Annotated in this window: 7 protein-coding genes; 6 read left to right on the plus strand and 1 reads right to left on the minus strand. The window is 49.1% G+C overall.

Annotated elements, in window-relative coordinates; all coding sequences use genetic code 11:
- On the plus strand, positions 1-654 hold a 654-nt coding region (locus Q0257_RS11290), incomplete at its 5' end, for an aconitase family protein (protein ID WP_298024865.1).
- Positions 655-692: 38 nt separating this feature from the next.
- Entirely contained in the window at positions 693-1,154 is a 462-nt protein-coding gene (locus Q0257_RS11295) for a hypothetical protein (RefSeq protein WP_298024867.1), read from the plus strand.
- A gap of 38 nt (positions 1,155-1,192) precedes the next feature.
- Here the strand turns inward: Q0257_RS11295 and ilvD are convergent, their stop codons facing one another.
- Entirely contained in the window at positions 1,193-2,866 is a 1,674-nt protein-coding gene (ilvD, locus tag Q0257_RS11300) for a dihydroxy-acid dehydratase (protein WP_298024869.1), read from the minus strand.
- A gap of 189 nt (positions 2,867-3,055) precedes the next feature.
- Here ilvD and Q0257_RS11305 point away from each other — a divergent pair, with 189 nt between their 5' ends.
- The 4 genes from Q0257_RS11305 to Q0257_RS11320 form a co-directional block, all read left to right on the plus strand.
- Positions 3,056-4,969, plus strand: coding sequence for a TonB-dependent receptor (locus Q0257_RS11305; protein WP_298024871.1), 1,914 nt, complete (start codon positions 3,056-3,058; stop codon positions 4,967-4,969).
- A 47-nt stretch (positions 4,970-5,016) separates the two neighbouring features.
- A complete protein-coding gene (locus Q0257_RS11310; protein WP_298024873.1) occupies positions 5,017-5,976 on the plus strand; it encodes an ABC transporter substrate-binding protein in 960 nt (319 codons plus the stop codon).
- A complete protein-coding gene (locus Q0257_RS11315; RefSeq protein WP_298024875.1) occupies positions 5,970-6,767 on the plus strand; it encodes an ABC transporter permease subunit in 798 nt (265 codons plus the stop codon). The genes Q0257_RS11310 and Q0257_RS11315 overlap by 7 nt, the downstream gene beginning before the upstream one ends.
- The coding region (locus tag Q0257_RS11320; RefSeq protein WP_298024877.1) for an ATP-binding cassette domain-containing protein at positions 6,767-7,432 on the plus strand (666 nt) is incomplete at its 3' end. The genes Q0257_RS11315 and Q0257_RS11320, both read left to right, overlap by 1 nt.

Genomic DNA, 7,432 nt, shown 5'->3' on the forward strand with positions numbered 1-7,432 from the left:
CTGGATATGGATAGCAGATTTTCGCTTTGCAATATGGCGATCGAAGCGGGCGGCAAGAGCGGTATCGTCGCGGTCGATGAGATCACGAAGGAATTTTTGGCGGATAAAAATTTGCGCGCTGAGCCGAAATTTCACTACTCCGACGAGGGCGCGAACTATGAGCAAATTTTAGAAATCGACGTTAGCAGGCTCGATCCGGTGATCGCATATCCGTTTCTGCCTAGCAACGGCAAGAGCGTGCGCGAGGCGGTGCGCGATGACATCGCCGTCGATCAGGTCTTTATCGGCAGCTGCACCAACGGTAGGCTCTCCGATCTGCGAATCGCCGCGCAAATTTTAAAAGGTCGCAAGGTCGCGCGCAAAACCCGCCTCATCATCACGCCTGCGACGCAAAAGATCGCTCTGGCCGCGCAAAAAGAGGGGCTGTGGGATATTTTCGTAGAAGCGGGCGCAGTCGTGAGCAACCCGACCTGCGGCGCGTGCTTGGGCGGATATATGGGGATTTTAGGTGTGGGTGAGCGCTGCGTAAGCACGACTAATCGAAATTTCGTGGGTCGCATGGGAGATCGCAGTAGCGAAGTGTATCTAGCAAACTCCGCCGTCGCCGCAGCTAGCGCCGTCGCAGGAAAGATCGCCGATCCAAGGGATTTGTAAATTTAATATGATGAGTACCCTTATTAGAAAGCTTTGTTGTGGATATTTTTAAAATTGTTCTTGGCGCTTCGTTGTCTATTATAACTCAAGTTGTATATAGCTGGATTATTAATAAACGGGAAGATAAAAAAATAAGGCTGCAAAAATTAGAAGAGACTTTTTTGATAGTTAGTGAAATAATAGGTCAAACATTAGATAGGGCAATAGGCAAGGTAACTCCAAATTCAGAAAACAAAAAGATGGAAATTAGTAGATTACACCTCTTAATAAGTATATACGTTCCTGAACTAGAAAAAGATTATAAAGAATTTATGAAACTATCTCAAAAGCTAGTCAGTCGCGACTTTGATAGGGAAGAATTTGTAGAAATTCAAAATACCTTCCTTGAAAAAGGAAACGGGATAAAAGAAAAAATTGCAAATATGGCGAGAAAAAGTTTAAATTCATGCAAAATTTTTAAAATTTGGTCACTAATAACAGCTAAATTTATTAAAATTTGAACTATAAATAATTTATCTGTTAAAGCAGAGGCGTAAATTTACGCCTCCAAAATCGCTCCGTTGCTAGCATTCGTTACCAGCTTGCGATACATCCGCAGCCAGCGATACGGCAGCGGTTTTTCAAGCGGCTTAAATTTAGCCCTGCGCTCGGCGATCTCGGCTTCGCTTAGGCGCACGTTGATCGCGTATGTATCCACGTCGATGTCGATGATGTCGCCGTCTTGCAGCAGTCCGATCATACCGCCCTCGGCGGCCTCCGGGCTCATGTGCCCGACGCTTAGCCCCCTCGTCGCGCCGCTAAATCTGCCGTCCGTGATCAGCGCCACGTCCGCGCCGAGCCCTCGCCCCATGATTAGGCTCGTTGGGCTTAGCATCTCCTGCATGCCAGGACCTCCGCGCGGCCCTTCGTAGCGGATGACGACCACGTCGCCTTTGTTTACCTTGCCGCTTGAGATCCCCTCTATCGCCTCGTCTTGGCTGTTAAAGCAGACCGCCTTGCCGCTAAATTTGCGCTCGCCGATGATGCCCGCGGTCTTGATGACGCAGCCCTGCTCGGCTAAATTTCCAAACAAAACCGCCAGTCCGCCGACCTGCGAGTAGGCGTTTTCGACCTTGCGGATGACAGATTCGTCTTTTATGACGCTAGCTCCGACGCGCTCGCCTAGGCTCTCGCCCGTGACCGTTAGTGCGTCTAGCCCTAGCAGCCCGTTATCGCGGCGCGAAATTTCATTTATCACGGCGCTTAGGCCGCCCGCGCGGTCGATGTCCTCCATATGCACGTTTGGCAGGCTCGGGCTGATTTTGGCGATGTGCGCGATCTTGCGGCTGATCTCGTTGAGCCCCGCGATCTGTAAATTTACCCCCGCTTCGCGCGCGATAGCCAGGATGTGTAGCACGGTGTTGCTGCTGCCGCCCATCGCCATATCGACGACTAGGGCGTTTTGGATCGATTTTTCGTTCACGATGTTGCGGATTTTGTATTTTTCATCGAGCGCTATCTGGCAGATACGGCGTCCCGCCTCGCGGATAAGCTCCTCGCGCTCAGGCGTAAGAGCTGGCACGGTGCCGTTGCCTTTTAGCGCGATACCCATCGCTTCGCACAGCGTATTCATCGAGTTTGCCGTAAACATCCCCGAGCAGCTGCCTCCGCTTGGACAGGCTTTGCACTCGATCTCTTTTAGCTCCTCGGCGCTGATCTCTTTGGTTTCAAATTTACCCACCGCCTCAAACGCCGTAGATAGGTCGATCGGCTCGCCTTTTTTGGTGTAGCCCTTTTTCATTGGGCCGCCGCTAACAAAAACCGTCGGCACGTTCACGCGAAGCGCGCCCATTACCATGCCGGGCACGATTTTATCGCAGTTTGGCATGCAGACCAGAGCGTCCAGGGCGTGTGCGTTCATCACCGTTTCGATCGAGTTTGCTATGAGCTCGCGGCTAGGCAGGCTGTAAAGCATCCCGCTATGCCCCATTGCGATGCCGTCGTCCACGCCGATGCAGTTAAACTCAAAGGGTACGCAGCCGTTTTTGCGGATCTCGTCTTTTAAAATTTCAGAGTATTTGTTGAGGAAAAAGTGCCCCGGAATGATCTCGATGAAGCTATTTGCCACGCCGATAAATGGCTTTTCAAAGTCCTCGTCCTTTAGCCCGGTCGCTCTTAGCAAGCTTCTGTGCGGCGCACGCGTATAGCCTTTTTTGATGATGTCGCTTCTCATTTTATGTCCTTGGATTGAAATTTGCGGATTTTATCACATTTAATAATAAATTTTGCTTTTTCACGCCTATAAATACAACGTAGTAGCTTAGCATACGGGTTGAATTTGAAAGTAGATATTGACTCAAATCAAATAAATTTACTCTTAGTTGTGATATAATCTATACTAATTATCAATTAAGGAGTTGAAATGAGAAAAATTTTGCTTAGTTCCTCGTTAATTTTTATGCTTTTCGGCGCACAAGGAGTCTTTGGCGATGATGAGAAGCTTGCGAATGCAGATAGATTCGGTCCGCTAAAATCCTTCGGCCCGCCTAAGTTCATCGCTCCGCCTTCGGCACAAAAGCAGACGTTAGAAAACCAATTCGATCGCGCAGATCGAAATTATTATTCTGCGGTAGACGCTATAGACGAGGCGATCTCATCGCTACGGCTAAAGAGCGGATTTTACGGCAGAAATTTTTATAACTCTGCTTTGACAAACTTCCGTACTAGCAAATTTTACGGTATTTTCAATCTCAACCACACAAAGGCAAATGGTTACAAGGACGGATCCAGGCGAGAAGTTGATTTCGGCTATGAGCGCTTTGCTCAAGCTGCAATTTTAGGTTTTGTGCCGAGCGAATACGCAGAATTTCGCCTTACATATATGCACGACGATATAGATGACGATAAGCAGCCCGAGTATCAGATGGATCCGGTAGATACCGATAGGCACGTCGTACGGCTTGACGGACGCTTGGGCCCAGAAGAGCTTAGCAACACCGTAAGATTTGGGATTCGCTATCGTGATATAAAGCGTGAAGCGAATAACTATAAGCTAAGAAATAGCCCGCAAAATATGCAGATCAAGCTAAATCGTAAAATTTGGGATTATTATCTTAAATACGATGCAGATTTGGGATCTTGGCACAACCAAATAGGAGCCAGCTACGAACGCGACGAGCATTTGGGGCGAAGATTTCGTATAAACGGCAACCAGAGCATATTAAACGCGTATCGTTTCGCGGATTTGAATATAGATCGTTTTAAAATTTTTGACACATTAAGCTACGAATTTTCATCCGAGCACAAATTAACTGCGGCTCTAGCTTACGAAAAAGATATCGCTAAAGCAAAGAAAGCGGATCTTACGTTAGAAAATCCGCTAAATCCTGCGACGCTCTTTCCTAGCGCCAATATGTTGTGGCAAAATTTTTATGGGCGGCAGGTAGACGGCACGCTCAAAGAAGATGCTTATAGTGCGGAGCTGAAATACGACTTTACTCCGCAAAATCAGCTCTACGGCGTGCGGATAGCTCACATAGAGCGTATTGGAGATAACGTAGAGAAATTTAACTCTTTGGGAAATTTCGTCTATAATCGTGCGCAAAATCGCCTAATATCCCAAAGACCAGGCTCATCGATAGTGGGTAATCCGTTCTTGAAAAAAGAGGAGCATAACTTAGTGAAGCTCGAAGCTAAATTTAAAGATGGCGCGGATTATATGAAAAGCGCTTTCGGCGGGGATTTGGATGCGGGAGCATTCGTCAGCTACGACGATGTTAAAAATCTAATAATCTTCGATCGCGCTCGCGCACAGTATGGAATTTACGCAAATTCCGGCGATATAATAGCGCGAAACGTAGATGCCAAAATCATTCAGACTAGCGCGTATGCTAAATTTAACGTTACGCAAAATTTCGGTATCGCTGCAAAAGCCTACTATACCTACGGACAAAACGATACCGACGGTAGAGCTTTGTATCAAATCCGCCCGTTTGAGTTAAATTTAAACGTAGATTACAAGGACTATTTCGCATACGGCTCGTGGAACGTAGGAGCTGCAGCCAGAGCCGTAAGCAAGCATACGCGCGGTGATTTCGATGCAGCCAACGGGCTTGGTATAGACGATAAAGACGCGGCAAAGGGCTTCATGACGCTGGATCTGTATTCGGGTGTAAATATTCGAGATAAGTTCGGCGTGAAATTTGGAGTAAATAACGTGTTTGACAAAAAATACGCTGAGTTCATAAGCGCCGATCATATCGAGGCTTTTGCTCCGATTAGCACGATAAATGCTCCTGGTAGGACGTTTTGGCTGAGCTTTCATGCGGCGTTTTAAATTTGTGTGACAAAGAGAGATATAAATTTTAAGTTAAGGAGTAACAGATGCAAAGAAGAAATTTCTTAAAACTAACGTCTGCGTTAGCGGCTAGCGGGCTTGCTAGCCCTCTTTTTGCAAAGGAAGCCTTCACTATCTACGGCGCGCCTGCGATGCCTAGCCTCATCATCGGCGTTGCGTGCATGCAGGGGCAGATAGGCAAAAAATACGATGCCAAGCTTGAGCTTTGGCGCGATCCCGATCAGTTGCGCGCGGGCGTGGCAAGCGGCGAGTACAAGGTCATGATGAGTCCTAGTAACGTGGGGGTGAACCTCGCAAATCAGGGGCGCAAGATCGGCATGGTAAATATCCTCACCGAGGGGCTAAATTTCGTGATGAGCAAGGGCGAGAAGATAACGGAATTTGCGCAGCTGAAGGGCAAAAAAATCGTAATGCCTTTTAAAAACGATATGCTAGACATAATCGTGCGAGCCATAGCGAAAAAGCAGGGCATCAGCGGGCTAAACATCGACTACACCGCCAGCCCTGCAGAGAGCGCGCAGCTGTTTTTAGCCAAGGACTACGACGTCGCGATCACGGTCGAGCCGCTAGCAAGCGCCATGATCTTAAAGGGCAAAGTATCGGGCATCACCGTGCAACGAGGGGCAAATTTAAGCGATATGTGGGCACAGGCGTTTTCGGTAAAGCCCATCATCCCGCAAGCGGGCATAATCGCAGATACCGATTTTTACGCCGCGAAAAAGGCGGATTTTGAAATTTTAAATGCCGATTTAGCAGACGCGCTTGCGTGGATCAAGGCGAACAAACAAAGCGCTGCGGCAATCGGGACAAATTTCTTTCCCGCGCCGCCGCCTGCGATATTTATGAGCATCGATACGTCGAATTTATGCGTCAAAAAGCCTAGCGAGATCAAAGACGAGCTTTTGAAATTTTATGAAATTTTGATGGAATTTAACCCTAAGCTCCTCGGCGGCGCGATGCCTAAGGACGAGTTTTTTCTATGCTAAAAATCGATAAAATTCGCAAAGCTCAAAACCCCGCGTTTTACGTCATAGACTATCTGTGGGGCGGCTTTGCGAGCTTGGGCGCGGTGTGCTTTTTCATAGCCGTCTGGCAGGTGGCGAGCGAGGCTTATGGGCCGCTCATTCTTCCCCAGCCTGCGGCTGTTTTTTCTAAGGCGTGCGAAATTTTAAAAAATTTCGCCGCAAACGATCTAGCCTTGTCGCTTAAGCGCGCGCTTGCAGGCACCTTCCTCGCGCTTTTTGCGGGGATTTGCAGCGGGCTTGCGGCGGGGTATTTCAAAAGCCTGCGAGCCTTTTTAAACCCGCTAATTACCGTGCTTCTTTCGACGCCGCCCATCGTTTGGATCGTGCTTGCGATATTTTGGTTTCATTTCGGCGACACAAGCGTGCTTTTTACCGTCGTTATCGTAGTCGCGCCGATGACTTTTGCGTCCGCGGCGCAGGCGATGGCCAGCGTGAGCACCGAATACACCGAGCTTTTTGACAGCTACAAAAGCTCAATTTTAAAAAAACTGCGCTACCTCTACGCGCCGCACCTAATCGAGCGGCTGCTCCCTGCGATCTACGTCGCGGTTAGCAACGGCGCAAAGGTGCTTGTGATGGCGGAGCTTTTGGGCGCGAACGACGGCATCGGCGCAAAGATCGCCGAAGCGCGCGTCAATATCGATACGGTCGAGGTCATGGCGTATGTATGCCTAGTCATAGCCTTTACGGCGCTTTTCGATTATCTCGTGACCAAGCCGCTTCAAATTTTACTGATGCCGTGGAGCAGATGATGCTAAAAATTTCAAATCTGCGCTACGAAATTCTGCGCGACGTTATAATTTCAGATTTTTCTTTGCAGCTGCGCGCGGGTGAAGTAAAGACGCTTTTTGGCCCCAGCGGCTGCGGCAAGACCTCGCTTTTGCGGCTGGTCTGCGGGCTAGAGGATAAAAAAAGCGGGCAGATCGAAAACGGCTTTAAGAAAATCAGCTTTTTGTTTCAAGAAAACCGCCTGCTACCGAACCTCACGGCGCTTAAAAATATCGAAATTTTTAGCCCCGCGGGCGTGAACGAAATTTACGCCCTCGCCGCACAGATCGGGCTAAGCCCGAGCGATCTGAATAAATTCCCGCGCGAGCTAAGCGGCGGCATGCAAAAGCGCACGGCGTTTTTGCGCACGATCCTTAGCGGCTGCGATCTGGCGCTGCTTGATGAGCCGTTTGTAGGTCTAGATCGCGATCTGCGCGGCGTGCTGATCGAAATTTTAGTCTCAAAGATCGAACGTGAGGGGCTTGCCTGCCTTTTGGTGACCCACGACCGCTTCGAAGCCGCACGCCTAAGCCATGAGATCATTGAGCTTGAGCCCAAGGGGATGGCGCTTAGGCGCGTCGTGAGCCTAGACGAGCCGCTAAGCGCGCGCGACGAGCGGTACGAAGAGCGCGTGGTAAGCGAGCAGTTT

Origin of the sequence: uncultured Campylobacter sp., from assembly GCF_938018035.1 — a bacterium.
Classification (GTDB): domain Bacteria; phylum Campylobacterota; class Campylobacteria; order Campylobacterales; family Campylobacteraceae; genus Campylobacter_B.